The sequence below is a fragment of the Haloterrigena gelatinilytica genome, assembly GCF_013342145.1.
GTDB classification, from domain to species: Archaea; Halobacteriota; Halobacteria; order Halobacteriales; family Natrialbaceae; genus Haloterrigena; species Haloterrigena gelatinilytica.
In genome coordinates this window covers 2,667,842-2,693,262 of the sequence record NZ_JABUQZ010000001.1, presented here as the reverse complement: position 1 = coordinate 2,693,262, position 25,421 = coordinate 2,667,842, and the positions used below count along the sequence as shown (strand labels likewise).

General features: G+C 67.5%; 30 protein-coding genes. 11 read left to right on the top strand and 19 right to left on the bottom strand.

Going from position 1 to position 25,421, the window contains the following annotated elements:
- Positions 1-95 precede the first annotated feature (95 nt).
- From pyrG to HTZ84_RS13385, 3 genes are read left to right on the top strand one after another with little or no spacing between them, the layout of a single operon-like run.
- On the top strand, positions 96-1,790 hold the full coding sequence (gene pyrG / locus HTZ84_RS13395; RefSeq protein WP_174681141.1) for a glutamine hydrolyzing CTP synthase: 1,695 nt from the start codon (positions 96-98) through the stop codon (positions 1,788-1,790).
- Complete coding sequence (gene guaA, locus HTZ84_RS13390) at positions 1,790-2,707, top strand: glutamine-hydrolyzing GMP synthase (protein WP_174681140.1); 918 nt, start codon at positions 1,790-1,792, stop codon at positions 2,705-2,707. The genes pyrG and guaA overlap by 1 nt, the downstream gene beginning before the upstream one ends.
- A complete protein-coding gene (locus HTZ84_RS13385) occupies positions 2,704-3,030 on the top strand; it encodes a DUF7126 family protein (protein ID WP_174681139.1) in 327 nt (108 codons plus the stop codon). Before guaA ends, HTZ84_RS13385 begins: the two co-directional genes overlap by 4 nt.
- Positions 3,031-3,536: 506 nt before the next feature.
- On the opposite strand, the gene HTZ84_RS13380 is transcribed toward HTZ84_RS13385, so the two are convergent.
- From HTZ84_RS13380 to HTZ84_RS13355, 6 genes are read right to left on the bottom strand one after another with little or no spacing between them, the layout of a single operon-like run.
- Complete coding sequence (locus HTZ84_RS13380; protein ID WP_174681138.1) at positions 3,537-4,277, bottom strand: 5-formyltetrahydrofolate cyclo-ligase; 741 nt, start codon at positions 4,275-4,277, stop codon at positions 3,537-3,539.
- A 1-nt stretch (position 4,278) separates the two neighbouring features.
- Positions 4,279-5,010, bottom strand: a complete 732-nt coding sequence (locus tag HTZ84_RS13375) for a MogA/MoaB family molybdenum cofactor biosynthesis protein (protein WP_174681137.1) — start codon at positions 5,008-5,010, stop codon at positions 4,279-4,281.
- Between the two features lie 58 nt (positions 5,011-5,068).
- Positions 5,069-5,365, bottom strand: coding sequence for a winged helix-turn-helix domain-containing protein (locus tag HTZ84_RS13370; RefSeq protein WP_174681136.1), 297 nt, complete (start codon positions 5,363-5,365; stop codon positions 5,069-5,071).
- 1 nt (position 5,366) lies between these two features.
- Entirely contained in the window at positions 5,367-5,990 is a 624-nt protein-coding gene (locus HTZ84_RS13365; protein WP_174681135.1) for a hypothetical protein, read from the bottom strand.
- On the bottom strand, positions 5,987-6,904 hold the full coding sequence (locus HTZ84_RS13360; protein WP_174681134.1) for an ATP-binding cassette domain-containing protein: 918 nt from the start codon (positions 6,902-6,904) through the stop codon (positions 5,987-5,989). The genes HTZ84_RS13365 and HTZ84_RS13360 overlap by 4 nt, the downstream gene beginning before the upstream one ends.
- Positions 6,895-7,791, bottom strand: coding sequence for an ABC transporter permease (locus HTZ84_RS13355; RefSeq protein ID WP_254611754.1), 897 nt, complete (start codon positions 7,789-7,791; stop codon positions 6,895-6,897). The genes HTZ84_RS13360 and HTZ84_RS13355 overlap by 10 nt, the downstream gene beginning before the upstream one ends.
- 141 nt (positions 7,792-7,932) lie before the next feature.
- Between HTZ84_RS13355 and HTZ84_RS13350 the strand changes: the two genes are divergently transcribed.
- Positions 7,933-8,958, top strand: a complete 1,026-nt coding sequence (locus HTZ84_RS13350; RefSeq protein WP_174681133.1) for a zinc-binding dehydrogenase — start codon at positions 7,933-7,935, stop codon at positions 8,956-8,958.
- Positions 8,959-9,009: 51 nt separating this feature from the next.
- Here the strand turns inward: HTZ84_RS13350 and HTZ84_RS13345 are convergent, their stop codons facing one another.
- Positions 9,010-9,255: a hypothetical protein gene (locus HTZ84_RS13345; RefSeq protein ID WP_174681132.1), complete on the bottom strand. Its 246-nt coding sequence runs from the start codon at positions 9,253-9,255 to the stop codon at positions 9,010-9,012.
- A 198-nt stretch (positions 9,256-9,453) separates the two neighbouring features.
- Here HTZ84_RS13345 and HTZ84_RS13340 point away from each other — a divergent pair, with 198 nt between their 5' ends.
- Positions 9,454-9,759, top strand: a complete 306-nt coding sequence (locus HTZ84_RS13340; protein WP_174681131.1) for a hypothetical protein — start codon at positions 9,454-9,456, stop codon at positions 9,757-9,759.
- Positions 9,760-9,885: 126 nt separating this feature from the next.
- Here HTZ84_RS13340 and HTZ84_RS13335 read toward each other — a convergent pair whose 3' ends face one another.
- Positions 9,886-10,209, bottom strand: coding sequence for a DUF7853 family protein (locus tag HTZ84_RS13335; RefSeq protein ID WP_174681130.1), 324 nt, complete (start codon positions 10,207-10,209; stop codon positions 9,886-9,888).
- Positions 10,210-10,423: 214 nt separating this feature from the next.
- Here HTZ84_RS13335 and HTZ84_RS13330 point away from each other — a divergent pair, with 214 nt between their 5' ends.
- From HTZ84_RS13330 to HTZ84_RS13320, 3 genes are all read left to right on the top strand, one after another.
- Positions 10,424-11,500, top strand: coding sequence for an alkaline phosphatase family protein (locus tag HTZ84_RS13330; protein WP_174681129.1), 1,077 nt, complete (start codon positions 10,424-10,426; stop codon positions 11,498-11,500).
- Positions 11,497-12,225 carry a class I SAM-dependent methyltransferase gene (locus tag HTZ84_RS13325; protein ID WP_174681128.1) on the top strand — a complete coding sequence of 243 codons (729 nt, stop codon included), beginning with the start codon at positions 11,497-11,499 and terminating at the stop codon, positions 12,223-12,225. Before HTZ84_RS13330 ends, HTZ84_RS13325 begins: the two co-directional genes overlap by 4 nt.
- Before the next feature lie 79 nt (positions 12,226-12,304).
- Complete coding sequence (locus HTZ84_RS13320; RefSeq protein WP_174681127.1) at positions 12,305-12,481, top strand: hypothetical protein; 177 nt, start codon at positions 12,305-12,307, stop codon at positions 12,479-12,481.
- A gap of 376 nt (positions 12,482-12,857) precedes the next feature.
- Here the strand turns inward: HTZ84_RS13320 and HTZ84_RS13315 are convergent, their stop codons facing one another.
- The 5 genes from HTZ84_RS13315 to HTZ84_RS13295 all read right to left on the bottom strand — a co-directional run bounded on the left by HTZ84_RS13315 (position 12,858) and on the right by HTZ84_RS13295 (position 17,842).
- Complete coding sequence (locus tag HTZ84_RS13315) at positions 12,858-13,913, bottom strand: glycoside hydrolase family 15 protein (protein ID WP_174681126.1); 1,056 nt, start codon at positions 13,911-13,913, stop codon at positions 12,858-12,860.
- Entirely contained in the window at positions 13,910-14,632 is a 723-nt protein-coding gene (locus HTZ84_RS13310) for a class I SAM-dependent methyltransferase (RefSeq protein WP_174681125.1), read from the bottom strand. Before HTZ84_RS13310 ends, HTZ84_RS13315 begins: the two co-directional genes overlap by 4 nt.
- A 2-nt stretch (positions 14,633-14,634) precedes the next feature.
- The gene (locus tag HTZ84_RS13305) at positions 14,635-16,008 is read right to left on the bottom strand and encodes a glycosyltransferase family 4 protein (protein ID WP_174681124.1); all 1,374 of its coding nucleotides are present in this window, start codon (positions 16,006-16,008) and stop codon (positions 14,635-14,637) included.
- Positions 16,009-16,252: 244 nt separating this feature from the next.
- A complete protein-coding gene (locus tag HTZ84_RS13300) occupies positions 16,253-16,813 on the bottom strand; it encodes an NUDIX hydrolase (protein WP_174681123.1) in 561 nt (186 codons plus the stop codon).
- 81 nt (positions 16,814-16,894) lie between these two features.
- Entirely contained in the window at positions 16,895-17,842 is a 948-nt protein-coding gene (locus HTZ84_RS13295) for a diacylglycerol/lipid kinase family protein (protein WP_174681122.1), read from the bottom strand.
- A gap of 54 nt (positions 17,843-17,896) precedes the next feature.
- Between HTZ84_RS13295 and HTZ84_RS13290 the strand changes: the two genes are divergently transcribed.
- Positions 17,897-18,676, top strand: a complete 780-nt coding sequence (locus HTZ84_RS13290; RefSeq protein ID WP_174681121.1) for a PHP domain-containing protein — start codon at positions 17,897-17,899, stop codon at positions 18,674-18,676.
- Here HTZ84_RS13290 and HTZ84_RS13285 read toward each other — a convergent pair.
- On the bottom strand, positions 18,673-19,086 hold the full coding sequence (locus HTZ84_RS13285) for an Lrp/AsnC family transcriptional regulator (protein WP_008896169.1): 414 nt from the start codon (positions 19,084-19,086) through the stop codon (positions 18,673-18,675). The genes HTZ84_RS13290 and HTZ84_RS13285 overlap by 4 nt on opposite strands.
- Positions 19,087-19,188: 102 nt before the next feature.
- On the opposite strand from HTZ84_RS13285, the gene carA reads away from it, so the two are divergent.
- Complete coding sequence (gene carA / locus HTZ84_RS13280; protein ID WP_174681120.1) at positions 19,189-20,265, top strand: glutamine-hydrolyzing carbamoyl-phosphate synthase small subunit; 1,077 nt, start codon at positions 19,189-19,191, stop codon at positions 20,263-20,265.
- Between the two features lie 191 nt (positions 20,266-20,456).
- The gene (locus tag HTZ84_RS13275; protein ID WP_174681119.1) at positions 20,457-20,900 is read left to right on the top strand and encodes a DUF5518 domain-containing protein; all 444 of its coding nucleotides are present in this window, start codon (positions 20,457-20,459) and stop codon (positions 20,898-20,900) included.
- 37 nt (positions 20,901-20,937) lie between these two features.
- Here HTZ84_RS13275 and HTZ84_RS13270 read toward each other — a convergent pair whose 3' ends face one another.
- From HTZ84_RS13270 to HTZ84_RS13250, 5 genes are all read right to left on the bottom strand, one after another.
- A complete protein-coding gene (locus HTZ84_RS13270; protein WP_174681118.1) occupies positions 20,938-21,129 on the bottom strand; it encodes a hypothetical protein in 192 nt (63 codons plus the stop codon).
- 98 nt (positions 21,130-21,227) lie between these two features.
- Positions 21,228-22,199, bottom strand: coding sequence for an ABC transporter substrate-binding protein (locus tag HTZ84_RS13265; RefSeq protein WP_174682587.1), 972 nt, complete (start codon positions 22,197-22,199; stop codon positions 21,228-21,230).
- 183 nt (positions 22,200-22,382) lie between these two features.
- Positions 22,383-23,363: an NAD(P)/FAD-dependent oxidoreductase gene (locus HTZ84_RS13260; protein WP_174681117.1), complete on the bottom strand. Its 981-nt coding sequence runs from the start codon at positions 23,361-23,363 to the stop codon at positions 22,383-22,385.
- Positions 23,364-23,365: 2 nt separating this feature from the next.
- Entirely contained in the window at positions 23,366-24,553 is a 1,188-nt protein-coding gene (locus tag HTZ84_RS13255; protein WP_174681116.1) for an ABC transporter substrate-binding protein, read from the bottom strand.
- Positions 24,554-24,639: 86 nt separating this feature from the next.
- Entirely contained in the window at positions 24,640-25,395 is a 756-nt protein-coding gene (locus HTZ84_RS13250) for an SIMPL domain-containing protein (RefSeq protein ID WP_174681115.1), read from the bottom strand.
- Positions 25,396-25,421 lie beyond the last annotated feature (26 nt).

Sequence of the window (25,421 nt, the reverse complement as noted above, 5' to 3'; positions counted from 1 at the left end):
GCCACGGCCGAATCTATCATCGTTCGGGATGACAACGCCTGTCGGAGACGGTGCGGTCCCGAAATCGTTTTCAACCGGTCGCGCGCACACTCGGTATGCCGACGGAATCGGACACTCATTATGACCCCTCGCTGGGGAACAAGTTCATCTTCGTCACCGGCGGCGTCATGTCGGGGCTCGGCAAGGGGATTACGGCCGCGAGCACCGGCCGTCTCCTCAAAAACGCCGGGTTCGACGTCACCGCGGTGAAGATCGATCCGTACCTGAACGTCGACGCGGGGACGATGAACCCCTACCAACACGGGGAGGTGTACGTCCTCGAGGACGGCGGCGAGGTCGACCTCGATCTGGGGAACTACGAACGGTTCCTCGACATCGACATGACCTCGGACCACAACATCACCACGGGGAAGACCTACCAGCACGTCATCGAGCAGGAGCGCGCCGGCGACTATCTGGGCAAGACGGTCCAGATCATCCCCCACATCACCGACGACATCAAGCGTCGCATCCGAGAGGCCGCGGAAGGCACCGACGTCTGTATCATCGAAGTCGGCGGTACCGTGGGGGACATCGAGGGGATGCCCTACCTCGAGGCGCTGCGCCAGTTCGCCCACGAGGAACCCGAGGAGAACGTCCTCTTCACCCACGTCACGCTCGTCCCGTACTCGAAGAACGGCGAGCAGAAGACCAAGCCGACCCAGCACTCGGTCAAGGAGGTCCGCTCGATCGGCCTCCAGCCCGACATCATCGTCGGCCGCTGCGAGGACCGACTCGACCCCGAGACCAAGGAGAAGATCGCGCTGTTCTGTGACATTCCGACGGAAGCCGTCTTCTCCAATCCCGACGTCGAGGACGTCTACCACGTCCCACTGATGGTCGAAGAGGAGGGCTTAGACCAGTACGTCCTCGAGCACTTCGGGCTGGCCGACGAGGCCCTGCCCGCGGGCGAGCGGGCCAACGAGTGGCGGGAGATCGTCACCACCGAGAAGGACGGCGAGGTCGACATCGCGCTGGTCGGCAAGTACGACCTCGAGGACGCGTACATGTCGATCCACGAGTCGCTGAAACACGCCGGCTTCGAGGTCGGCGTCGACGTCGAGCGCCACTGGGTCCCGGCCGACGAACTGGCCGACGGCCACGACGGCCAACTCGAGGGCATGGACGGAATCATCGTCCCCGGCGGCTTCGGAATGCGGGGCTCCGAGGGCAAGATCGAGGCCGTTCGCTACGCCCGCGAGAACGATATCCCGTTCCTCGGACTCTGTCTGGGCTTCCAGATGGCCGTCGTCGAGTACGCCCGGAACGTGCTGGGCCTCGAGGACGCCCACTCCGCCGAGATGGTCGAGGACACGCCCCACCCGGTCATCGACATTCTGCCGGAGCAGTACGAGGTCGAGGACATGGGCGGGACGATGCGACTCGGCGAGCACACGACCGTCATCGAACCCGAGACGCTCGCCTACGACCTCTACGGCGACACCTCGTGTTCGGAGCGACACCGCCACCGCTACGAGGTCAACCCCGAGTACTTCGACGCCTTCGAGGACGAGCCGCTCGTCTTCTCCGGCACCGCGGGCAACCGGATGGAGATCCTCGAACTCGAGACCCACCCCTACTTCGTCGGGACGCAGTTCCACCCCGAGTACACGTCCCGTCCCGGCCAGCCGAGCCCGCCGTTCCTGGGACTGGTCGAGGCCGTCCTCGAACAGTCCGACGCAGCGGGGACCGAGCCTGCAGACGCGGATGCTGACACCGACACCGACGCGGAAACGGAGGTTACCCACTGATGGTAGACACAGACACGTTCGTTCCGGAAGCAGTTGCAGAGATCGGTGACGAAATCGGCGACGAAAACGCCGTCATCGCGCTCTCGGGCGGGGTCGACTCGTCGGTCGCCGCCGCCCTGGCCTACGAGGCCATCGGCGACCGGCTCACTCCGGTGTACGTCGACACCGGCCTGATGCGGAAAGGCGAGACCGACCAGATCCGCGAGACCTTCGACTACATGGAGTCGCTGCGGATCGTCGACGCCAAGGATCGGTTCCTCGAGGCCCTCTCGGGCGTCACCGACCCCGAGGAGAAGCGGGAGATCATCGGCGAGCAGTTCATCCGCGAGTTCGAGCGCGAGGCGAAAGACGCCGAGGCCGACTACCTCGTCCAGGGGACGATCTACCCCGACCGCATCGAGAGCGAGGGCGGGATCAAGTCCCACCACAACGTGGGCGGCCTGCCGGAGGTCGTCGACTTCGAGGGGATCGTCGAACCCGTCCGCGACCTCTACAAGGACGAGGTCCGCGAGGTCGCGCGCCACCTCGGGCTCGACGAGATCGTCGCCGAACGGATGCCGTTCCCCGGTCCCGGGCTCGCCGTCCGCGTCATCGGCGAGGTCACCGAGGAGAAACTCGAGGTCGCCCGCCACGCCTGCCACGTCGTCGAGGAGGAACTCGAGGAGTACGAGCCCTGGCAAGCGCTCGCAGCCGTCATCGGCAAGGCGACGGGCGTGAAAGGCGACAACCGCGTGCACGGCTGGGTCGTCTCCGTCCGCTCGGTCGAGTCCCGCGACGGGATGACCGCCCGCGCACAGGAGATCGACTGGGACACCCTCCAGCGCATCCAGTCGCGAATCACCGGCCAGAACGACAACGTCGCTCGCGTCGTCTACGACGTGACCCACAAACCGCCAGCGACAATCGAGTACGAATGAGCACGGACGCAATCGTCGCCGGCCCCGACGAGGACGACATCGCCGCCGCCCTCGAGGCTGAGGGGGCCACCGTCGCCCGCCTCAACGGCGTCATCTCCCGGCCCGCCCTCGAGGAGGCCGGGATCGTCGACGCCGATCTGTACGTCCTGACCGACATCGGGCAGGCGACGACGATCCCGATCGTCTGCGACCTCTCGGACGACATTCGAACGGTCGTCTACGCCCGGGACACGGTCCCGGAGTTCGTCAAGGGCCAGCTCGACCTCGCCCTCGACCCGCAGTTGATGGACGCCGGGATCGTCGCCGACGAACTGACCAGCTAGCCGCTCGCGGCGGCTTCCCTTTTGTGCGGATCGGCGCGGATCGTCGCCGTTCGCGTCGACTTCGAATCGACGCGTTCCCGACGTTCACGAATAACTGTACGTTGAAAGGAGATGTGGCGGTATAAACCGTCACACGCCCGATCTCGGCCGCGTAAACTGGGATTGAAATCGACGGAATCCGGGATAACCGTCGAATACCATCGCCCCCGTTGAAGTGGGATCCGCGGCTATCGATAGATGGAGGTCGACGGGCAGACCCCACCGAGGCATCCACCGCCTGCACCCGTGACTTCCAATCCACCCACAGCACCCTTCCCCCACCACTGCCACACCGTACCGATTCCCGGTACCGACGCAGGCCTTGCACCCGCCTGCGTCCCCACACCCTGCGGTTGGCACTCGAGGCGCCGGGGTATTTCCGGCCCTCGGGATGGTTCTCAGTACTTCCGATTCGACGGTCGCTGTCCGATCGCAGCGACGGCTCCGAACCGATCCGGCGAACCGACTTACGACGACTGCAACCGCCGGAGGACCGGAATCTCCTCGAGACGGCCCTCGTCGAGCAGGTCCCAGTCGATCCCGGACGGCTGCGCGCGGCTTTCGGGGCGGATCGTCCGTTCGGGCGTGACGACGAGGTCCATCGCGACGTCGTGGTCCCCGATCGCGACGGGGTCGTCGACGAGTTGCCGTTCGTGAACCGTCGTCGCGACCGCCGTCGAGTCGTCGACGAGGCCCAGCCCTCGTAGGATGGCGTACTCGAGGTCGCTGTAGCCTTCCCCCTTGCCGATCCGCCCGCCGTCGTCGGTGACCGCCACGCTGCCCGAGACGATCAGATCGATCTCCTCGACCGCGTCGGGGCCGACCCGCTCGCCGTGTTTCGAGGACCCCGAAACCGTCGTCGCCGCGTCGTAGTCCGCGAGTACGTCGGGGTCGAGTTTCAGGAAACACTTTTCGTCGGCGAGTCGCGGAACGGCCATGTAGACGGTCTTTCCCGCGCGCAACGCCGCCCGCCGGACGGGCAACTGGGGCGCGTCGGGGTTGGCCTTGATCGTCGTCGCGTCGCGCCACTCCGGCTGTTCGGCCAGTCGCTCGGCGGCGTCGTCCGCGCCCGCGAAGTTCGGAATCCGGCCGTGGGGCGGAAAGGGGAACCGCGCCTCGCCGCTCTCCTCGAGGTCGTCCCAGACGCGCTGGCGGATCGTCTCCTTGTCGACGCCGTCGGCGGCGTCGGCGGTGTCCGAATCGCCCATCTCACTCGCCTCCGTCGTCGGGTTCGGACGCGGGTTCCACGGCCGTTTCGCTCTTGGGGTCCTCGCCCTCGCGTTCGCCTCCTTCTCCGGTCGCCTCGCCCTCCTCGAGCGCGGCCTCGTCGACGGCCCACCTGTCCTGGGCGATGTCTTCGCGCGCGAGGCTGACGAGATTGTGGATCTCCGGGAGGACGATCTCCTCGAGGCCCATCCGCGCCGCGTCCTCGTTGCCGGGGAGACAGAACACCGGCGTTCCCTCGGTGACGCCCGCGATCGTCCGCGCCGCGACGACGCGCGTGCCGACCGCCTCGTAGGCCATCGAGGTGAACAGGTCCTCGAAGGCGGCCAGTCGCTTCTCGAGCAGCGGTTCGACGGCCTCGATGGTGACGTCGCTCGGCTCGATGCTGGTCGCCCCGCCGGTGACGATGACGTCGACGTCGTCGCGGTCGAGCATCCGCGAGACGATCGACTGGATGCGGTCGTGATCGCTCCCGATGTGTTCCCGCGTGACCACCCGGTGGTCGACCTTCTTGAGTCCCGCGACGATCGCCTCGCCGGCGCCGTCGGACTCGAGCGATCGATCCGTCGCGATCGTGACGACGCCGGCGCCGAGCGATCCCTCGTCGGTGTCGTCCCCCTCGACGGGCGGGTGCTCGCCCGCGTCGCGTTCCTCGTCCGGCGCCGGTTCCTCGGTCGCCCCCCGCTGTCGCTCCTCGCTCGAGTCCGTCTCGGTCATACCCCGTCGTTCGAGAGCCGGCGAGTAAAACACTGCCCACTCGACGACCCGCGGCGCGCTACGAATCGTCGGCCTCGAGGCCGTCGATCAGCGCCTCGAGGGTGTCGATGTGGTCCTCGAAGAGTTCCTCGCCGCGCTCGGTGAGCCGGTAGGTGGTCCGCGGTTTGCGGTCGACGAACTCCTTGTCGACGGCGACGCAGTCGGCGTCCTCCATCCGCTCGATGTGGCTGGCGAGGTTCCCCTCGGTGATCTCGAGTTCCTCGGTCAGCGCCGTGAAACTCGCCTCGCCGTTGGCGTAGAGGTGGGCGAAGATGCGCAGGCGGGTCGGTTGGTGGACGAGTTTGTCGAATTCCATGTTAGCGCCGGGCGAGGACGACGTAGGCGGCGACGTGCTGGACGGCGATACCGAGCCCCAAGACGGCGTACTCCCAGCCCTCGGCGGCGGGGACGTGGGGGATGGCGGCGACGAGCACGAGGATCCACGCGCCGCCGGCGTAGAAGGCGTAGCGGTCGGCCGCCCGGATGTCGCACGCGCCGAGCAGCTGGCCCATGTAGACGTAGCCGGCGCCGACGATCGCCCCCGCGGAGACCAGCGCCAGCCGGACCGCGTTCCGCTCGCCGAGCGTGTCGAACACCGGCAGGAGGCCGACGAGCAGCGCGCCGATGGCGGCGAGGACCGCGAGGAGCCAGAGACGCTGGTCAGGCAACCCCGCCGTCGGCGGCTCGTAGGCCGCTCTAATCCGGCGTTTGACGAGCGTCTCGAGGCCCAGCAGGCCGACGAACGCGGCCAGGATCGGCAGTTGAGGACCGCCGCGGAGCCAGAACTGCACGAGGGCGAAACAGAGGCCGGCGCCGACGCCTTCGACGAGCCAGGACCGCCACCAGTAGGGGTGGTCCTCCGCGAGTCCGATCGCTCTCTTGATCTCGGCGAGCTCCGCCTCGAGGGCGGCCGGATCGACGTCTTCGGTACCGTCGGTCATCGGTCGTGGGACGGGCGTTCGTCCGGACCAGTGCTCGTGTGGTAGTTAAACAGGTCGGTGTACGTCGGCTCGACGACCTCCAGAGCGTCCGGGTCGATGTCGGTCGCGGCCGCGACGTCGTCGACGGCGGGATCGGGGTCGTCGCCGTCGGCCGGCAGGAACCCCCGGACGTTGCCCGCGACCGCGTAGGGATCCCCGCGGATCGCGTCGGTCAGCGCGCCCGCGTGAGCGGTCCCGGTCTCGAGGATCGGCGGGAGCGACGCTAACAGCTCGTCCGGCGTGCCGACGGCGGCGATTTCGCCGTCTGAGAGGAAGGCGACCCGGTCGGCGATGTCGGCGTCCATCGGGCGGTGGCTGGCGACGACGAGCGTCTTCCCCGCGGCCTGCTTCTCGCGGAACAGGTCGTGAACCGTCTGGACCGTCGGCAGGTCCAGCGCCGCGGTCGGTTCGTCGAAGAGGTAGATCGGGACGTCGATGCTCGCCGCGATCGAGAGCTCGAGCTTGCGCTCCATCCCGCCGGAGTAGTCCTCGACGGGCCTCTCGAGGTCCTCGGCGATCCCGAGCCGGTCGGCGTAGTCGCGCCACGCGTCGGTGAACCCGGGGTGGAGCCGGTCGTAGAACGCGACGTTCTCCCGGCCGGTAAGCTTCGCGTGGCAGAGCGCGTCCTGCAGGAGGAAACTCGTCGTGTCCGCGCGTGCGGTGGCCGGCTCGTCGAAGACGGACACGCTGCCCTCGGTCGGACGGTCGCTGCCGGCCAGACAGGAGAGCAACACCGACTTGCCGACGCCGTTGGGCCCCATCAGGACCAGTAGCTCGCCGTCCCTGACGGTGAGGTCGACGTCCTCGAGGACGCCCTCCTCGTCGAAGGATTTCCGGACCCCGCTGGCGGTGACGACGGCGTCGCTCACGGCCACCACCCCCGGTCGTAGGCGTACCGGTTCAACAGGACCGTGCCGGCGACCAGCGCGACGATCGCGTAGCCGGCCAGCAGCGCGACGAACTCGAGGCCGGTCGGCATCGCCGGGGGCGCGGCGCCGAGTTCCGTCCAGTTCTCGGCGGGGACGAGGTGGTAGACCAGCAGCCGCGTCGGCAGGGCGTTCGGGAGGTAGTTCAGCAGTTCGCCCTCGATAGGCGACTGGGCGGGCAGCGCGCCGTTGAAGCCGGTGAGGACGAACGCGGCGACCGCGACCAGCGAGCTGACCCACTCGGCGACGGACTCGTTGTCCGCGGCCAGCACGATCGGGATCGCGACGACCATCCAGAAGACGCAGGTCAGCAGTCCAGCGACGACGACGATCGGAATCGACTCGGGCCCGCGGAGGCCGTACTCGGCGCCGGTCGCCACCCCCGCGAGGATCGTCGCCGCGAACGCCGCCGTCGCGAGGACGAGGCCGGCGGCCATCCGCCCGGCCAGATCGGCCGCGGGCGAGAGCGGCATCGACCGGTAGGCCGCGTACCGCCGGTCCTCGAGGTCGCCCGCGAGCTGATCGCCGAAGAGGTAGAGGCAGACGAAGAGCGCGCCCATCACGCCGATTCCGATCGAGATGATCGCGTCGGCCGTCGCCGGCCCGTCCGTTCCCTGCGCGACGAAGAAGAGGTACATGATCGCCGGAAACGCGATCACCCACCCCAGCAGCAGCCAGCTGTTGCGCACCTCCTGAAGGCTCCGTCTGGTGAACGCACTCGCCTGCGCGAGCCAGCGTCGTGGATCTCGATCCCGTTCTCGTGTGGGTTCTCGGTCCCGTCGATTCCGCTCGCGGTCGGCGTCGGATCCGCGGCCGTTTTGTGTCTCTGTTGACATCGTTTCTACGTCAGATGACACGTCTGTGACACATAATAGTTTCCGTCGCAAAGTAGCTTTGCAGCGCAAAGCGATCGATCGACGGCCGACAGAGTGCTGGTAGCCCAACTGTTATGGCCGGAGTTTCCGTCATACGCGAGTATGCAGGCAGTCAAGATCACCGAACACGGCGACACGGACGTCATCGAGTACGGGGAGTACCCCGATCCGGAGGTCGACCGCGACGAGGTGCTGGTCGACATCAAGGCGGCCGCGCTCAACCACCTGGACATCTGGACGCGGCGGGGAATGCCGGGGATCGACCTCGAGATGCCCCACGTTCCGGGCAGCGACGCCGCCGGCGTCGTCGAGGAGGTCGGCCCGGACGTCACCCGCTTCGAGGAGGGCGACCGCGTCGCGGTCTCCGCCGGCGTCGGCGACCTGCGGATGGACGATCCGACGCTCGATCCTCGATTCCACATCATCGGCGAGCACGTCCAGGGCGTCCACTCCGAGTACGCCGCCGTTCCCGAGGACAATCTGATTCCGGTCCCCGAGGACGTCGACTGGGCGGTCGCCGGCTCGAGTTGTCTGGTGTTCCAGACCGCCTGGCGGATGCTGATCGACCGCGCGGAGCTCCAGGCCGGCGAGAAAGTGCTCGTGCTTGGCGCCAGCGGCGGGGTCGGCCACGCCGCCTTACAGATCGCCGACTACGCGGGCGCGGAGGTGTACGCGACCGGCAGTACGGAGGAGAAGCTCGACTACGCCCGCGAGCACGGCGCCGACCACGTCTGTAACTACGAGGACGAGGACTTCGCCGACTGGGTGCTCTCGGAGACCGACGGCCGCGGCGTCGACGTCGTCGTCGAACACGTCGGCGCGCCCACCTGGCAGGACTCGCTGAAGAGCCTCACCAAGGGCGGTCGGCTGGTCACCTGCGGCGGCACCGGCGGGGGCAATCCCGAGACCGACATCCCGCGGATCTTCTGGAACCAGCTCCAGATCATCGGCTCGACGATGGCGACGCCCGATCAGGTCGACGAAGTGATGGACCTCGTCTGGGACGGCACCTTCGAGCCCGCGATTCGCGAGGAACTGCCGATGAGCGAGACCCCGCGCGCTCACGAGATCATCGAGAACCGCGAAGGGTTCGGCAAGGTCGTCGTGCGACCGGACAGCGAACTCTAGGGATCGCCGACGGCTATTCGGAGTCGGCTCGGCGCTGCCGAGATAGCGCCGTTACCGCTCGGCGTCGTCCGACTCGAGTCCGTAGTCTTCCGGATCGTACGTATCAGTCACCGAGAGGACCAACAGCGCCCCGAACGTTAGCAGCGAACTGTAGAAGGCGTCGACCGTGATCGGTCCGACGGCGTACTGGTGCGTTCCCGGACTGGAGCACACGACCGTTACGATCAGCCCGCCACAGGCGAGAACGGGATAGTGGTAGTGGTGGACCTTCGTCAGCGTCCGCAGCCACGTTCCCATGCTGTGATCGGTCGTCGTTGCAGTACAAGTAACTTGACTGTCCACGAGACAGCGGTGACGGCGACTCGAGTCGCGTTGTGTCTCCGTTCAAATCGGCTTCGGCGGCCAACTCGAGTCATACGCCGAACTGGTTCGGCCGCGGCGCGAAATCCCACCGGAACCGTGAGGACTTTTACCGCTGCCTCGCAAGCCCCGCGTGTGAACTCGAGCGACGAGGGCGGCTACGTCCACGACCCCGCCACGTTCGACGAGGACGGAGAGCGTGCGGACGTCGCGGACGACGATTCGACCGCCGAACCGCCCCATCCCGAGGCGGCCGACCGGGAGTTCGACTGGCGCGGCTGGACCGTCGTCGGGATGATCGTCCTCACCTTTATCGTCGCGCCGGCGGCGATCACCTTCTGGCCGCCCGACGTCGGCTACCGCTTCGCACTGCTGTCGCTGCCGCTGTTCCCCGCGGTGTTGCTCGCGCTCACCGCCGTCTGGGGCACCACTCGTCCCTGATCGAGCGCCAATCTGCGCTCGCGGTACCCGCCGCGGACGGTCGTCTCAGTCCCTCCCCGATTCCGCAAAATACGTTCGCGGTCGTCCGACCGCGTTTCGTCGCCTTTAGCCGTTGTTCGGGACGGACTACGCCGTCCCGTGGGACTCGAGGTGGGCCTCGAGTCGGTCGGCGACGTCCGATCCGTGGACGCGGTCCCGGTCCGGAATCCCTTCGCGCTCGAGATAGTCACCCATCGCGTCGGCGAGTCGTCGGGTCTGGAGTCCGGTGAGTACCTCCGTGTTGTCTCCGGACTCGACGGCCTCGAGCAGTTCGACCGCCCACGCCGGCGGGGTCTCGTCGGAATCGATAGCGTCGTCGATATAGTCCGCGAGAATGGCGTGAACGACCCATTGCTCGTCTCTGGAGAGCGTGACTTCGTGCGTCTCGGTTTCCGGTGGTTGGGAACTCATTACGTCACACGGACCGTTTTCATCGGTCCACGACCGACGCTACGAACTACCGTATAATAAGCCTTGTTACCGAATCGCATATCTCCGCCCCGTGTCGCGATTCGATCCGCTAGCGTCCGCGGCGACGATGGCCTCGGCATCGACGACCGTTCGGTTCGCCGATCAAAAGCTACTAACAGAATCGTCTCCAGCCAGTATACAGGAGTCAACGCCGATGGATATCGCGACGCTATCCGAGACGATCGCGACCGGTCGTTTCGGCCGCGCGCTCTCCCGTCTCGTACCCGCGACCGCCGTCTGGGACCGCGAGTGGGACGTCTGTTGTATTCTCGACGGCTGCCGGCTCGACCTCATGCGCGAGGCGGCCGCGGCCGGCCACGAGGCCCTGCCCGGACCCGACGGGGTCGACTCGCTGTGGTCGGTCGGCTCGCAGTCGGCCGAGTGGATGGACCGAACCTTCGCACCCGCCTACCGCGAGGAGATGGCTCGCACCGCGTACGTGACCGGCAACCCCTTTTCCTCCCAGTCCTGCGAGCACATCCTCGTCACCTCCGACGAGGTGTTACCGCTCTCCGAGGCCGACTTCGGCGTCTTCCACGAGGCCTGGCGGGACGACTGGGTCGACGGCGGCATCTCGACGATCCCGCCCGAGTCGCTGACCGACGCCGCGATCGCGATCTGGCGCCGTCGCGAGGAACTCGGCGTCGATCGCGTCCTCGTCCACTACATGCAACCCCATGCCCCGTTCCGATCCCGCCCGGAGTGGTTCTTCGGCTCGGCCGACATCGAACACTGGGGGCAGTTCGCCGGCGGCGAGGACGGCGACGACCCGGCGGACGAGGACCTCGACCTCGAGGATCTCACGGCCGAAGAGCGGGAGGCCCTCGAGGCCTTCGCCGAGGCCGACGACGACGAGGGCTCGATGAACGATCCCTGGCTGCGGGTCCGCGACGGCGATCTGTCCTTCGAGGCGGTCTGGCGGGCCTACCGGGACAACCTCGAGTGGGTGCTAGACGACGTCGCGCGCCTCCTCGAGAACTGCGACGGCCGGGTCGCGATGACCAGCGATCACGGCAACGCGCTCGGCGAACTCGGCGTCTGGTCGCACCCGCCCGGAACGCCCGTGCCCGCGTTGCGGCGCGTCCCGTGGGTCGTCCGCGAGGGACGGGATCTGGGTACCTGCGATCCGGCGCTCCCCGACGCGATCCGCGAGGGACGCGGGACGGGAGCGGGCGGTTCCGACAGCGGTGACGAGATCGAATCGCGCCTCGAGGCGCTGGGCTACCGGTGACGAGCACTCTTCGAGACGCGATCTACGCCCTTCGCAAGGCCCGGCTGGGCCTCGAGCGTCGGCGACTCGATTACGGCCGGGAGACCGACGAGCGAGCCGAGCGGCTGGCCGCGGTACTCCCGGCATCCATTGCCGAACTGCGGGAGTACGAACGCGAGTACGACTCCCTCGAGTGGTTCCACGACGCCTACGCCGACCGCGTGGCGGAGATTCACGAGGCCGGCGTCGCCACCGACACCACCCACTGGCGCGACGGCGCGACGCTGTACGTCGTCTGTCGCGCCCTCGAGGTCGAGACCGCCGTCGAAACCGGGGTTCTGTTCGGCTCGTTCGACGCGCATATTCTGGCGGCGATGGAGCGAAACGGCGGCGGGACGCTGCACGCGGTGGATCTGCCCGGCGGCCCGCCCGGTCGGTTCGACTACGGCCACCTGATTCCGGACCGGTGTCGCGACCGCTGGCGGCTCCATCGCGGGGACGCGCGCGAGGTGCTGCCGGCCCTTCTCGAGCGCGTCGGGCCGCTCGATCTGTTCTTGCACGACTCGGACCACCGGCTGCCCCACATGCGCTTCGAGTACGAGACGGCGCTCTCCCACCTCGAGTCGGGCGGGGTGCTGGCGAGTCACGACGTACGCCTCTCGCGACTGTTCGATCGGTTTACCGAGGAAAACGGATTGCAGTCGTGCGTGGTCTGTGATACGGGAATCGGGCGGCAATCACGATAGCGCTCGACGCGAACTCGTGTAGGTGGCGGCGAATCAGTTGATATACGTACATTTTTTACTGTAGTCCCGTAGCTGGCGTATGAAGCAGATGACGCAGACGATTTTGATCAGCGTGATCGCATTCATCGGTGCGTTGATTTTCCTCGGACTCTCCGTTTATCCCTTCCAGTATGGATTCCTGGAAAGCGTTCTCTTGGCGGAAGGCTTCGTCGTTCTTTCACTCGTTGAGTTCGTCGTAGACGATGCCGCTATCTGACGGTGAGTAGCGCCAGGTACGACTCCCCACCTCCATCCGCGCTGTCCCTACGGGAATCGCACGAATTCCGTCGTCCGTGGGGACGGAGTGAGCGAACGCGTCGTAGCCACAGCGAGCGACGCGCGTCCGACTCGCCGCTTGAGTAACCGCGCAGCGGCCTTTTCAGTGTGTTCGTGCTAGGGGAGCCGTGGTTCGACTCTCGACCATCGTCATACTCGTCGGGCTCGTGCGGCTCACGCCGCTCCCGCCGCCGTTGGGGATCGTTTTCGGAGCGACGCTGATACTCGCCGGGGGCGTACTCAGAGCGTTCACGGACAGATAACGCGTCCGCACCGAACGATCCCGTCTCGACTCGAGGAGCGTCACCGATCCGATCTCACTCCGGACGCGGGTCGGTGAAGAGATCCGCAGCCCCCGACAATCCCGACAACGCATCGGCAGCCAGCACCGCGGCCGCGCCGGTCCACGTCGGCCGTTCGCCCGGCCAGAACGCCTCGTCCTCGAACTGGTAGCCCGTCCAGAAGATCCCCTCGTCGTCGGTCCACTGAAAGAGCCACTCGAGGATCTCACGCGCACGCTCCGTCCGGCCGACCGCGGCCAGCGAGAGCACGAGTTCGCAGGACTCGGCGACGGTCACCCACGGCTCGTCGGCGACGCAGCGACAGCCCAACTCTTCCTCGAGGAACCGATCCGCGCCGGCGTCGAGACGGTCCCGCGCGGAATCGCCGATCACGACGCCACAGAGGACCGGGTAGAACCAGTCCATCGCGTACCGCGACTTGCTCTCCCAGGTGCGGTCGAACCGGTCGGGCCGGGTTCGGATCGCCGCGCCGAGGTCGGCGCGGGCCTCGAGCCACCGATCCCGTGCCTCGGTGCGGCCGAGAGCGTCCGCGATCGCCGCGCCGCAGGCGAGGCTCTTGTAGATGGAGGCGCAGCCGGCGATCAGCGCGTCCTCGTAGACCTCGCCGTCGGGGTCGACGGTCCAGTAGATCTCGCCGGTCGGGGCCTGGTGGTCGCAGGCGAAGGCGAGGGCGTCGCGGACGGTCGGCCACAGGTTCTCGAGAAAGTCGCGGTCCTCGGTACAGCAATAGTGGTGCCAGGCGCCGACGGCGACGTAGGCGCTCCGGTGGGTCTCCTTGCGCGGTTCGTCGCCGTCGTGGGCGCCGTCGTCGTCCTCGCTGTCGCCGTAGGTCGCCCACAGCGCGCCGTCGTCGTGTTGGGCGTCGGCCACCCAGCGGTAGGCGCGGCGGGCGGCCTCGTTGCGGCCGGCGATCGATAGCGCCATCGCGCTCTCGACGTGGTCCCAGGGGTCGGCGGGGCCATCGGGGTACCAGAGGATCAGCCCGTCCGCGCGCTGAACGCGCTCGATGTGGTCGACCGCGGGCTCGAGGCCCCAGTCGGACAGCGACCGCGGCCCGGGGCCGTCGTTCACGCTGGCCCCTCCAGTTCGAAGTAGTAGACGACGCTCTTTCCTAGGAGGGGATCCAGCGCGCGCTCGAGCAATCGCACCGGCCGGGGCGACTCGAGGACGTCCCACTCGAGGAAGCGATCGTAGGCCCGCAGGGGAAGCGGCGCCTCGCCGCGCCGGTCGCGGTCCCACCAGAGACACTTCAGCCACCAGTAGGGGACGTGCAGGGCGTGGGCGAAGTGGTCGTCGATCCGGCGGAAGCCCCGTCGCTCGATCGCGGCCCGCAGTTCATCCCGGTCGAAGATGCGGACGTGGCCGCCCTCGACCTGGTGGTACTCCTCGGACAGCGCCCAGCAGATCCGTTCGGGACCCTCGCGGGGGACGCTGACCGCGAGCGTCCCCCCCGGCTTGCAGACCCGACGGAGTTCGTCCAGCGCCGACTCGTAGTCGGGAATGTGCTCGAGGACTTCGGTACAGCAGACGACGTCGAAGGCGCCGTCCTCGAAGGGGAGCCGAAGCGCGTCGCCAGCGGCGAACGTGACCGGGACGTCCGTCTCCGGGGCGATGTATTCGTCGTAGTCCTCGCGAGCGGCGGTCAGGTTCTCTCGTCCGATGTCGACGCCGACGACCTCCCGGACGTTCTCGAGGGCGGCGGCGTGGACGTGTCGGCCCTCCCCGCAGCCGACGTCTAAGACGCGCATCCCGGGGGTCAGCGTTATCCGGTCGAAATCGATCGTCTCCATGATCAAGCCTCCCGCGTCTGTCGGGCCTCGATCGCGGTTCGGTACGTGCGGACGGTCTCGCGGGCGGCTCGCTCCCAGTCGAACTCCTCGACGATGCGCTCGCGGGCCCGCTCGCCTAGCCGATCGCGGCGGGCGTCGTCCGCGAGCAACTCGCGGATCGCGCCGGCCATCTCGCCGACGTCGCCCGGTTCGACGAGGACGCCGGCGTCGCCGACTACCTCGGGCAAGGCGCCGCCGGTGGTGGCGACGACCGGGACGCCACAGGCCATCGCCTCGCCCGCCGGGAGGCCGAAGCCCTCGTACAGCGAGGGGACGACGGCGACGTCGGCGGTGCCGTAGAGTTCGATCATCCGGTCGTAGCTGATCTCGCTGTGGGTCTCGACGGCGTCCTCGATGCCCAGCGTCGAGACCAGTCGCTCGCAGTCGCCGCCCTCGTCGAACTCGCCGACGACGACGAGTTCGGCGTCGACGTGCTCGCGAACGTCGGCGAAGGCCTCGAGCAGATAGCGAGCGCCCTTCAGCGGCACGTCGGCGCTGACGGTCGTCATCACGCGCGGGCGGTCGTTCTCTCGGTCGACGGGTTCGAACAGGTCGGTGTCGATCCCGTTGTGGACGACGCGGAGCGCGTCGGGGTCGGCGCCGAAGTCGGCGACGGTGCGGCGCTTGGCCGCTTCGGAGACGGTCAGGACGTGGGGGAGGTCGCGGACGACCTCGCGTTGCATCCGGAGGAACCGGTACCAGCGGCGGATCAGCAGCCGCTCGCCCCAGCCGTCGGCCGCGGCGAGGGCGACGTCGCGGTCGACGGTGATCGGGTGGTGAACCGTCGCCACCACGGGGTGGCCCCGTTCGCGTAACGTCTGCAGCCCGTAACACAGCGACTGGTTGTCGTGGATCACGTCGTACTCGGGTTGCAGTTTCTCGAAGTAGTCGACGACGCGGCGGCCGAAGGCGTAGGGGTCGGGGAAGCCGCCGGTGAGCGCGCTCAGCCACTCGTACATCGCCAGTGGATCGCGGAGATAAGAGGGATCGAACTGTCCCAGTCGGTCGAGTTCGTCGACGACGTTCTCGCCGGGCAACTTCACCAGCCCGACGTCGTCGTCGAGTTCGGGGTAGGGCTTCCCCGAAATCACGTCGACCGAGTGTCCGAGGTCGGTCAGCGCTCGGCTCAGGTACTTCACGTAGACGCCCTGGCCGCCGGAGTAGGGGTTCGATCGGTAGCTCAACAGACAGATATCCAGCGGCTCGCCCTCGGGTCGCGCCGATTCGGGCGACGGTCCCGTCTCCGCCGTCGATCCCGTCGCGGTCGAACTCCCCGCCGACGCGGACGAAGTGGCGACGCTCCCCCGGAGAAGACGCCTGAACGTATCACTGACCATCGCAGTCTATCCTTCATGTGTGGGCACTCACTAATAAACCTCCCGCTAGTGTACTGTTTCTAGACGGTGTCCGTCGTCGAGAGACGACCGTCTCGTCTCCCAATTCTCGTTCGGGAAAACCGCGGGAGTTACGTCCTCGAGCCGTCCGAACGGCCGGCGCTCGGCGTTCGGTGACGTCGGGGTTCGGGATCGGCCGATTCGGCGGACGTGTCAGAATGACGCTATCGGATCGCGATCGACGGCGCTACCGGACGTCGCGTCGCATCGCGATCTCGAACCAGGGACAGAGGCGGAGCTGGCGGTACCATTCGGGGTTCGAGTGGAGTCGCTCGTAGGGGACCCACATCAGGCCCGCGACCTCCTCCTCGTCGGGATCGAGGTCGCGATCGGACAGGGTCAGCTGCAGGACGGCACAGACCTCGTGTTCGACGCCCGCGTTCTCGAAGTAGCGCTTGTACTCGAAGCGGTCGGTCAGCCGCAGGTCGCCGTACTGGTCGGGGGTGATCCCGAGTTCCTCCTCGAGTCGCTGGCGCGTCGCTTCCTCCTGGCTCTGTCCCTCGACGGGGTGGGAGGCGACGGTTCCGTCCCAGTAGGTTCCCCAGAGTCGCTTGTCGGGGGCTCGCTGGGCCAGCAGAATGTTCCCCTCGCCGTCGAAGACCAGCGACGTAAACGCTCGGTGGCGAATTCCGTCGCCGGTGTGGGCCTCGAGCCGGTTGACGAGCTCGAGTTCGGTGTCGTCGGCGTCGACGGCGATCACGTCCTGTTCGGCGTTCTCGTGGGAAAGGTCGTCCTGTGGCGTACTCATACCCCCACAATCACAGCGGGTCTTGAAACCAGTATCGTCTCGCCGCGGCGGTGCGCGCGGTTCAACCCCGCGGTGTGCGCGTCAGACGAGCCCGCCGTTCGTCGCCTCCTCGTCCGGGTCGATCCGATACTCGTCTCCGACGGCGATCTCGAGCGCGCTCGCGTCGGTCTCGAGGTGAAGCGTCTCGGTCTCGAGCATCTCGCCGTCGAGGCTGTACTCGACGGCGTCGCGCCGGCTCTCGATCTCGAGCGACGGCGTCCGCCGCGTGATGATGCAGTCGCTATCGGCGTCGAGCAGCCCCTGTCGGGCCGCGCCGCCGAGCAGTTCCGTGACCGCGGCGTCCTCGACGATCGTGACCTCGAACAGCCCGTCCTCGACGTCGGCCTGGGCGGTCCGCGCGCCGGTGAAGCGCCGGCAGTTGCCGATGAGGACGAACAGGGCCCTGCCCTCCCAGGCCCGCGCTCGCTCCCCGTTCGGCCCCGCGGCCGTCTTCACCCGCAGCGGGAGCGAGTCGAACTCGCCGACCGTCTCGATCGTGTTCTTCACGTACGCGAGCACGCCGAGTTCCGCCTTGCTCTCCGAGGACGTCTCGCCGCTGGCCGCGGCGGTGATCCCGCCGACACAGGAGTTGACGAAGACGCGGTCGTTCGCGATCCCGAGGTCGATCCGCCGACGGCGGCCGTCCTCGATCACGTCGAACGCGTGCTCGAGTCCTCGGACTCCGATGTTCGAGGCGAAGTTGTTGCCCGTCCCCGCGGGGACGACCCCGACGGTCGTCGACTCGAGGGCGGCCGCCGCTGCGACGCCGTTGGCGACGGCGTTGACCGTCCCGTCCCCGCCGGCCGCGGCGACCAGATCGGCCTCGGGGGCGGCCTCGCGGGCGAATCGCTTCGCGTCGCCGCCTTCCTCGGTCTTTCGAATCTCGAAGCCGTGATCGGCCGCCAGTTCGACGACCTCGTCCACGTGGTCTCCGCTCCCGCTCACCGGGTTGAGAACCAGAACGCGGTCGCTCGCGCCGTCGGATCCCATACTACAGGAGATGCCGGCCGCACGCAAAAGGGTCTGCCCGGCGTTTGCCCTTCCATGTACTCCGTCGACCTCCACGCGCACACGAGGTTCTTTCACGGTCGTCGGCGCCTCGGCGACCGCTTCGACCCGCTGGGCGTCCGACTGCTCGCCCGGGCCGCCGATCGCCGCGGCCTCGCGGGCGTCGCGACGACCAACCACGACTACTACACGCCGCTGGATCCGCCCGGCGGCGCGCAGACGCTGCCGGGGATCGAGATCACGACCGACCGCGGCCACGTCCTCGTCGTCGGGCCCGACCCGCCGGAAGCGACCAAACCCGGCGCGCTCTCCCCCGAGGAGGCGGTCGCGCTGGCACACGACCGGGGCTGCGCCGCGATCGTCGCCCACCCCTTCCGGAACAGCACGGTGCGGGAACTCGAGGACATCCCCTTCGACGCGATCGAAGTCAACGGCAAACACCCGCGCTCGCGGCCGCTCGTGGAGCAACTGGCCGAGGAACGCGACCTCCCGCTGGTCGGCGGCAGCGACGCCCACTACCCCTTCGAGGTGGGGCGGGCGTACACGGTCGTCGAGGCCGATCGGCTCACCCCCGAGTCGATCGTCGACGCGATCCGCGACGGCCGGGTGAGCGCCCGGGTCTCCGACTCGCTACTGGACCGACTGCTGCGCCGGGGCTATCGGACGATCCACCGCCGGAAACGCGTGATCGACGCGATCGAGCGACCGACGCCGGGCGTGGGAACGCCGCCCGGCGAGGAGACCGCCGAGGACGCGGCGGACGAAGGCGGAGCTACCGCGGGGACGGAAGAATCCGGGTCCAGCGGCGACGATTAACCCAGTTCCTCGTCCAGGATGAGCCGCGTTTTCGTGCTCACGACCTCCTCCTGATCGCGGGCCTTCGTGATGAGATCGTTGACCCCGCGCGTGTCCGCGGCGTCGACGACGAGCACGACGTCCTGCTCGCCGGAGACCATCCAGACGAAGTCCACTTCGTCCCACTCGGCGATGCGCTCGGAGACGGCCTTCGTGTCGACGTCGACCGCGACGCTGAGCTCGATCATCGCCTGGACGTTGCCCGTCCGGGTCGAGATGGTGAAGCGTTCGATGACGTCTTCGTCGATCATCCGTTCGACGCGGTTGCGGACGGTTCCCTCGCTCGTCCCGACCTCGTCGGCGATTTCGGTGTAGGGCGTGCGGCCGTCTCGCCGAAGCTGATCGAGGATCTGTCGGTCCAGGTCGTCCATGGAGATGCGTGACTACGTGTGTCCTGCACTTACCGATTACGAAAATCGTAACTGAGCTTCGAAGACAACACTTATGATGGTCCATCCGATACGTAGATCGTAATGACGGAAGCCTACGTCGCACTGGAAGACGGCCGCGTACTCGAGGGACGTGGTCGCGCTCCGGGCACGGCTCGCGGGGAACTCGTTTTCACCACAGCGTATACGGGATACGAAGAGAGTCTGACCGACCCCTCTTACGAGGAGCAGGTCCTGACCTTCTCGTACCCGCTGATCGGTAACTACGGCGTCCGCGAGGAGCGGTTCGAGGACGACCGCGTCCATCCGCGCGCCGCGCTCGCAAAGGAGTTCACCGAGGACGTCGCCGAGTGGCTCGAGAGCGAGGGCGTCCCGGCGGTCGACCACCTCGACACGCGAGAGGTCGTCACCACGATCCGCGACGGCGGCGCCATGAAGTGCGGCATCGCCGTCGGCGAGGACGTCACCGAGGAAGACGCCAAGGAGCAACTCGAGGCCTGCGAGGCGATGAGCGACCACACCGAGATCGGCGAACAGGTCAGCGTCGACGAGACCGAGGTCTACGGCGCCGACAACGACGGCCAGACCGTCGCGCTGGTCGACTGCGGCGCGAAGGGCTCGATCGTCGACTCGCTGCTCGCCCGCGACGCCGAGGTCCACGTGCTCCCCCACGACGCCAGCGTCGCCGACGTCGAGGCCGTCGACCCCGACGTCCTCTTCATCTCCAACGGCCCCGGCGACCCGGTCAACTTCGAGCAGGCGATCCACCTCGTCGAGGAGTTCGTCGAGGACACGCCCGTCGCCGGCATCTGTCTCGGCCAGCAGATCGTCGCCGAGGCGCTTGGCGGCACGACCGAGAAGATGGACTTCGGTCACCGCGGCGTCAACCAGCCCGTCCTCGACTTAGCGTCCGGCCAGGTCGTCATGACCACCCAGAACCACGGCTACACGGTCGCCGAACCCGGCGAGCACCTCGAGGTCACGCAGATCAACGTCAACGACGACACGCCGGAGGGCATCGACGGCATCGAGTACGACGTCATCACCCGCCAGTACCACCCCGAAGCCAACCCCGGTCCGGAGGACACCCTCGACTTCTTCGACGACGTCCTCGCGATGGCCGACTCGCGATCGGAGCAGGCCGTCCCCGCCGACGACTGATCGGCGACCACGAGTGAACCGCGGCTTTCGGCTGCTATCATTTACCGTTCGTCGCTTGATCTGATCTCCCCGTAGCGACTGGACCGCCGCGACCGCGACGCGAGTCGGAACCGCATCGCCGGTCGATCACGGGACAGGCCGTTCGTATTCTATTTACAATATTTATAGTGTCGGCAACTATATCGATACGTATGACCCGTGATCGCAGTCGCCGATCCCTGCTAGCCGACGACAGCTGGCGGTACGCGATCGTCGGCGGCCTCGCCTCGCTCCCGTTCACGACGGTCACCTACTGGCAGACGGGAAGTGAAATCGGCCTCTTGCCGGTAGTGTTCGGCGGACTCGTCGCCGGCTACCTGTACGAAGGACCGTCGGCTGTCCGCTCTCGAGTCGGCTTTCGGGCCGGTCTCATCGGTCTGTTGCCGGCGCTGTGGATGCTGGTCGATATACTGTGGTTCGTCCACGTCGAACTCGGCGGACCGGTGGTGTCGCGGGTACTTCAGACGGTCCTCGCAATCGTGGCCGTCGTCGGTATGTTCGTCTTCGCCGGTCTGGCGGCGATGATCGGGTCGCGAATCGGGGACTGGCTGAGCGAGAAAGTCGGACGTTACCGGCCGCCGGTCGTCGCTCGGTGAGGACTCGCCGTGAACAGTCAGTCGGAGTGACGATTCGCTATTCCGATCGCTCGAGTTTTGCCGCCCGCTCGCGGATACGCTCGAGCGCCTGCGCGAGCCGTCGCTGGTCCCGTTCGTCTCGCCGCGTCGCGGTCTCGTCGTTGATATTGGTGTCGTCGCGTTCGGCGACGTCGGACTCGGCGAGACGTCGGATTTCGTTCGCGTCGCGGTCGTTGGGAGCCGCCGCCACGAAGAGATCGATCCACGGCTCGAGGTCGGCCCACTCCGCGTCTCGATTCCGGAGGTACCGCTGCCAGTAGCCGACGTACCGACGCTGATGGCCGCGGTTCAGAACTCGCCGGAAACGATCTCCGCGACTCGTTCGCGGTCGAACAGCGTCGCGTCGTCGAACGCGTCGGGATAGATGTCCGTCGCGGCGCGTTCGGTGTGGTAGAAGTTGATGATCGGTCCCTGGTCGAGGTAGCCGGCGTTGTAGACGGCATCGTCCTCGACCGCTCGGACCTTGCTGGCGGCCGGATCGTCCCGCAACGGCTCGACGACCGCTTCTCGGAACTCCGACTCGGAGTCCCCGCCGTGGTTGCGAACCAGCAGTACCTCGGGATCGATCTCGAGGAGGGTCTCCAGATCGACCGTGCTTCGATCGCCGTATCTGTAGTGTCCCACGTCGATCGTCGCGAGCGCGTCGGTCAGTCCGAGATCTCGCCACTGCTTGGTGCTGATCCCGCCGTCGTCGAATCGGAAGGGGTAGAACTCGTCTCCCGACTCGGCCGGATAGACGAGCATCGCGGTCGGTCGCTGGTCGTCCGGCGGTAATCGCTCGTCGAGCGTCTCGAGCATCGTTTCGTGAAGATCGACGAGCGCATCGTAGCGGTCTCGCGCCTGGAACACCTCGGCCATCAGTTCGAGGGCCTCGTAGAGGTCGTAGTAGCGGTAGTCGTGCCACTCGTCACTGTGGCGGCGAATGAAGTTGCCGAAGAAGGGGCCGACGTCGGTTCTGACTTGATCGACGTCGTCGCGATCCCAGTCGTACCAGTGTGTCAGTATGTGTGGATCGATGAAATGGGCGTCGGCGTTCATCTCGTAAAACAGCTCCGTGTCGACGCCGCCTTCGGTCAGTTCCGCGACCTCGTCTTCGTCGAACTCGATGCCGGGCAGTTCGTCGTAGACCTCGGTCCCGAACCGCTCGCGGTTCTGAATGCCGAGCGTCTGCCCGCCGCCGAGCGCGAACGCCATATCCGCGTAACTGGGCAACAGCGCCGTCCACCGCTCGGGCACCCCATCGAATTCGACCTCGCCCATCGGCTCCATCGAGACCGTGTACGTCTCGCCGCTCGAGCCGTCCGTTGGGTCGCCGCTGATACAGCCCGCGAGGAGCGCGCCGCCGGTGGCGGCCCCCGCGCCGATGAACTTCCGTCGCGTCGTTTCGGACGATCTCATCACGCCCGATATTTTTTAGGCTCACCTAAAAGTTGTATCGATTGATCAGTCGTCGACCGGGTCGGCGTCCGACCGCGCGTTGCCGCCCTCGAGTGCCGCCGCCCGCTCGCGGATCGCCTCGTTGTCGACGGCCTCGAGCAGCACCTCGTCGTCGAGCGCGTCCGCGAGCCGTCGCTGGCCGCGCTCGGTTCGCCGAGCCGCGGTTTCGGCCTCGAGGTAGCTCTCGTCGCGCTCGGCCGCGTAGGACTCGGCGAGGCGTCGAACGTCTCCGGCGTCGCGGTCCTCGGGCGCGGTCTCGTCGAAGAGTTCGACCCAGCGCTCGGGGTCGGCCCACTCCTCGTCTCGGTTCTCGAGGTACCGGCGCCAGTCGTACCGTTTCGCGAAGCGATCCCAGTACCCCTCCTCGCGGCGCAGGTCCCGGAGCAGCGTCCGGGCCACTGTCGCGCCGTGGCCGGCCGCGATAATCGCCTGATCGCCGCTTCCAGCCAGCGGGCCGGCGACGTAGAGTCCCGCGACCGGCGTCCGGCCGTCGTCGTCCGGATACGCGCGGTCGAACCGCTCGACGCTCCCGTCGGCGCCTTCTTCGGTGACGAACAGCGCCTCGTCGTCGTCCAGTCCGCGGAGGTACGACCCGTCGTACTTCGTCGCCGCGATCACGAACCGCGCCGTCACGGGGTCGCCGCCCTGAGTCTCGAGTCGGAACCCCTCGCTATCCGCCGCGTCCTCGATTTCGCCGTTCCCCGCGAGCGCGACGACGGAGTCCACGAGTTCCTCGCGGATTCGACACCCCGCCTCCCTGGCGTGAGTTTGGGCCAACTCGAGGAACCGCTCGGCGTCGATCCCGCAGGGGAACCCGAGGTAGTTCTCGAGGCAGGCACACCGGCGCAGCGAGGAGGAGCCGCGGTCGAAGACGACCGTCTCGAGGCCGTACCGCGCGGTGAAGACGCCGGCCGAACAGCCGGCTGGGCCGCCGCCGACGACGGCGACGTCGACGTCGAACCCGTCGGTATCGGCTCCGTTCGCCATCGTTACTCCGCGGCGCCGTCGGTCACGATCTCCGCGACGCGATCGCGGTCGAACAGCCGTTCGTCGGCCGGAATCTCGGGATACGACTGCCCGGATTCGTGCCTCGGCCACTCGCCGAACCGGTCGGGATAGAGCTGCTTTGCCGTCATCTCGAGCTGGAACAGGTTCATGATCGGTCCCTGGTAGCGCATCCCGCTGGCGACGACGCGGTCGTTCTGGACGGCCGTCAACTCGCTTCCCGCGGAGTGGTCCTCGAGCCGTTCGCGGATATCCTCGATGGCGTACCGCGACGTGATCCCCCACAGGTGGAGGATGACGTCGGGATCGGCCTCGAGCATCGTTTCGTAGTCGACCTCGCCCCAGTCGCCCGACCATTCCACGTCGCCGAGCGCGTCGTGAGCGCCGAGCGGCCGCGTCTCGGCCTGCCAGAAGCCGTCCGTGTTGATGTGGTAGGAGTAGAAGACGTCCTGTCCGTCCGGCCCCAGCGTGACCCGCGCGACCGTCGGCCGCTCGTCTTCGGGCGGCAGGTTCGACTCGATCTGGGACCGCGTCTCGTCGTAGACGTCCTTCAGCGCCTCGTAGCGCCCCCGCTCCTGGAAGACCTCGGCGATCCGCTCGAAGAGTTCCCAGAGCGTGTAGTACTCGTAGCTGTCGGCGTAGGCCGCCGCGGGCTCGCTGTGAACGCCGCTGTGGAAGTTTCCGAACCAGGGACCGACCTGCTCGGCGACGGTATCGATCTCGGCTTCGGACCAGTCGTCCTCGGTGGTCAGGACGTACGACGGATCCAGGAAGTGGACGTCGCTGTCGTACTCGTAGAGGTCCTCTTCGACCACTCCGTCCTCGAGCGGGTGGGGCAGCGACTCGCCGTCGAAGGAAACGCCCTCGAGCCGGTCGTAGAACATCGACATCGTCGACCCCGACATCTCGGGCGCGAACAGCGTATTCACCGCGTCGCCGTGGCCCAGCGCGACCGCCATGTCCGCGTAGTGGGCGAACGTGACGAAGGCGTCCCGGGGGACGGAATCGAACTCGACGTCCCCCATCGGCGCCATCGACACCGTGTAGGAGTCGCCGTCCTCCGAGCCCGAGCCGTCGCCGGTGATGCAGCCGGCCAGCGCCGCGCTCCCGGCGGCGATTCCCGTCGCCACGACCTCCCGCCGACTTCGCTCGAGTCGCCGTATCGATTTCATACGCTTTAGGCTGACCTAACAATTCAAAAGTCGTTCGGTTTTTGGCTGGCCGAAATCGTTGCGGCGGCGCCGCTCGGTCGTCCGTGTTACTCGACAAACGCGTACGTGACCGTCACGCTGGCGCTCACGCTGACGGGATCGGCCTCGATCTCCGTCGGCGGCGCCGCCTCCGCCGCCGCGTCACCGCTCGCGAGATGCCCTTCGACCGGCCGAACTCGAACATCGGCGGTCGTGACGGCCGTCGTTCCCTCGAGGTCGACGTTCCGGTTGTCGGCGACGTGGGCCGCCTCCTCGTCGGCGGTAGCGAGCGCGGCGTCGATCGCGTCCCGTCGCAGCGTCGCTCGCGTCTCCGCCTGCAGCGCGAAGTTCACGCGTCCGACGTCGTCGGCGCCGGCTTCGATCGCCACGTCGATGACCTCGCCGACGCGGTCGACGTCGGTGATCGTCACCTCGAACGAGTGCGCTCCCTCGAACCCCTCGGCGTCCCGCTCGCGTTCCGGATGAACCCGGTATTGGCCCTCCTCGACGTCCTCCGGCGGGATTCCGAGGTCGGCGAACGTTTCCCGAAGATCGTCCGCCCCCGTCGCCAGTTCGTCGGTCACGGCGTCGGCGCTCTCGCCGCTCGCCTGTACGCCCGCGGTCACGACTGCCCGGTCGGGTTCCGCCTCGACGTCGCCGCTGGCAGTGACCGCGATCTCGCCGCGGTCCGCGCGCTCGCGCTCGTCGGTCGTCGATTCCGTCGGCGCCTCGCCGTCGGCGTCACTGCGCACGTCTCCGACACAGCCTGCTATCGCCGCCGCGAGCCCGACGCTCGAGACCGCGAGGAACTGTCGTCGATTCATAGCCGACGGACGACGAGTGGCGGAAA

Coding starts and splice junctions, on each gene's coding strand:
- pyrG (WP_174681141.1), top strand. CDS start 96: ATGCCGACGGAATCGGACACTCATTATGACCCCTCGCTGGGGAACAAG.
- guaA (WP_174681140.1), top strand. CDS start 1,790: ATGGTAGACACAGACACGTTCGTTCCGGAAGCAGTTGCAGAGATCGGT.
- HTZ84_RS13385 (WP_174681139.1), top strand. CDS start 2,704: ATGAGCACGGACGCAATCGTCGCCGGCCCCGACGAGGACGACATCGCC.
- HTZ84_RS13380 (WP_174681138.1), bottom strand. CDS start 4,277: ATGGGCGATTCGGACACCGCCGACGCCGCCGACGGCGTCGACAAGGAG.
- HTZ84_RS13375 (WP_174681137.1), bottom strand. CDS start 5,010: ATGACCGAGACGGACTCGAGCGAGGAGCGACAGCGGGGGGCGACCGAG.
- HTZ84_RS13370 (WP_174681136.1), bottom strand. CDS start 5,365: ATGGAATTCGACAAACTCGTCCACCAACCGACCCGCCTGCGCATCTTC.
- HTZ84_RS13365 (WP_174681135.1), bottom strand. CDS start 5,990: ATGACCGACGGTACCGAAGACGTCGATCCGGCCGCCCTCGAGGCGGAG.
- HTZ84_RS13355 (WP_254611754.1), bottom strand. CDS start 7,791: ATGTCAACAGAGACACAAAACGGCCGCGGATCCGACGCCGACCGCGAG.
- HTZ84_RS13350 (WP_174681133.1), top strand. CDS start 7,933: ATGCAGGCAGTCAAGATCACCGAACACGGCGACACGGACGTCATCGAG.
- HTZ84_RS13345 (WP_174681132.1), bottom strand. CDS start 9,255: ATGGGAACGTGGCTGCGGACGCTGACGAAGGTCCACCACTACCACTAT.
- HTZ84_RS13335 (WP_174681130.1), bottom strand. CDS start 10,209: ATGAGTTCCCAACCACCGGAAACCGAGACGCACGAAGTCACGCTCTCC.
- HTZ84_RS13330 (WP_174681129.1), top strand. CDS start 10,424: ATGGATATCGCGACGCTATCCGAGACGATCGCGACCGGTCGTTTCGGC.
- HTZ84_RS13320 (WP_174681127.1), top strand. CDS start 12,305: ATGAAGCAGATGACGCAGACGATTTTGATCAGCGTGATCGCATTCATC.
- HTZ84_RS13310 (WP_174681125.1), bottom strand. CDS start 14,632: ATGGAGACGATCGATTTCGACCGGATAACGCTGACCCCCGGGATGCGC.
- HTZ84_RS13305 (WP_174681124.1), bottom strand. CDS start 16,008: ATGGTCAGTGATACGTTCAGGCGTCTTCTCCGGGGGAGCGTCGCCACT.
- HTZ84_RS13300 (WP_174681123.1), bottom strand. CDS start 16,813: ATGAGTACGCCACAGGACGACCTTTCCCACGAGAACGCCGAACAGGAC.
- HTZ84_RS13295 (WP_174681122.1), bottom strand. CDS start 17,842: ATGGGATCCGACGGCGCGAGCGACCGCGTTCTGGTTCTCAACCCGGTG.
- HTZ84_RS13290 (WP_174681121.1), top strand. CDS start 17,897: ATGTACTCCGTCGACCTCCACGCGCACACGAGGTTCTTTCACGGTCGT.
- HTZ84_RS13285 (WP_008896169.1), bottom strand. CDS start 19,086: ATGGACGACCTGGACCGACAGATCCTCGATCAGCTTCGGCGAGACGGC.
- carA (WP_174681120.1), top strand. CDS start 19,189: ATGACGGAAGCCTACGTCGCACTGGAAGACGGCCGCGTACTCGAGGGA.
- HTZ84_RS13275 (WP_174681119.1), top strand. CDS start 20,457: ATGACCCGTGATCGCAGTCGCCGATCCCTGCTAGCCGACGACAGCTGG.
- HTZ84_RS13265 (WP_174682587.1), bottom strand. CDS start 22,199: ATGGGCGAGGTCGAATTCGATGGGGTGCCCGAGCGGTGGACGGCGCTG.
- HTZ84_RS13260 (WP_174681117.1), bottom strand. CDS start 23,363: ATGGCGAACGGAGCCGATACCGACGGGTTCGACGTCGACGTCGCCGTC.
- HTZ84_RS13255 (WP_174681116.1), bottom strand. CDS start 24,553: ATGAAATCGATACGGCGACTCGAGCGAAGTCGGCGGGAGGTCGTGGCG.
- HTZ84_RS13250 (WP_174681115.1), bottom strand. CDS start 25,395: ATGAATCGACGACAGTTCCTCGCGGTCTCGAGCGTCGGGCTCGCGGCG.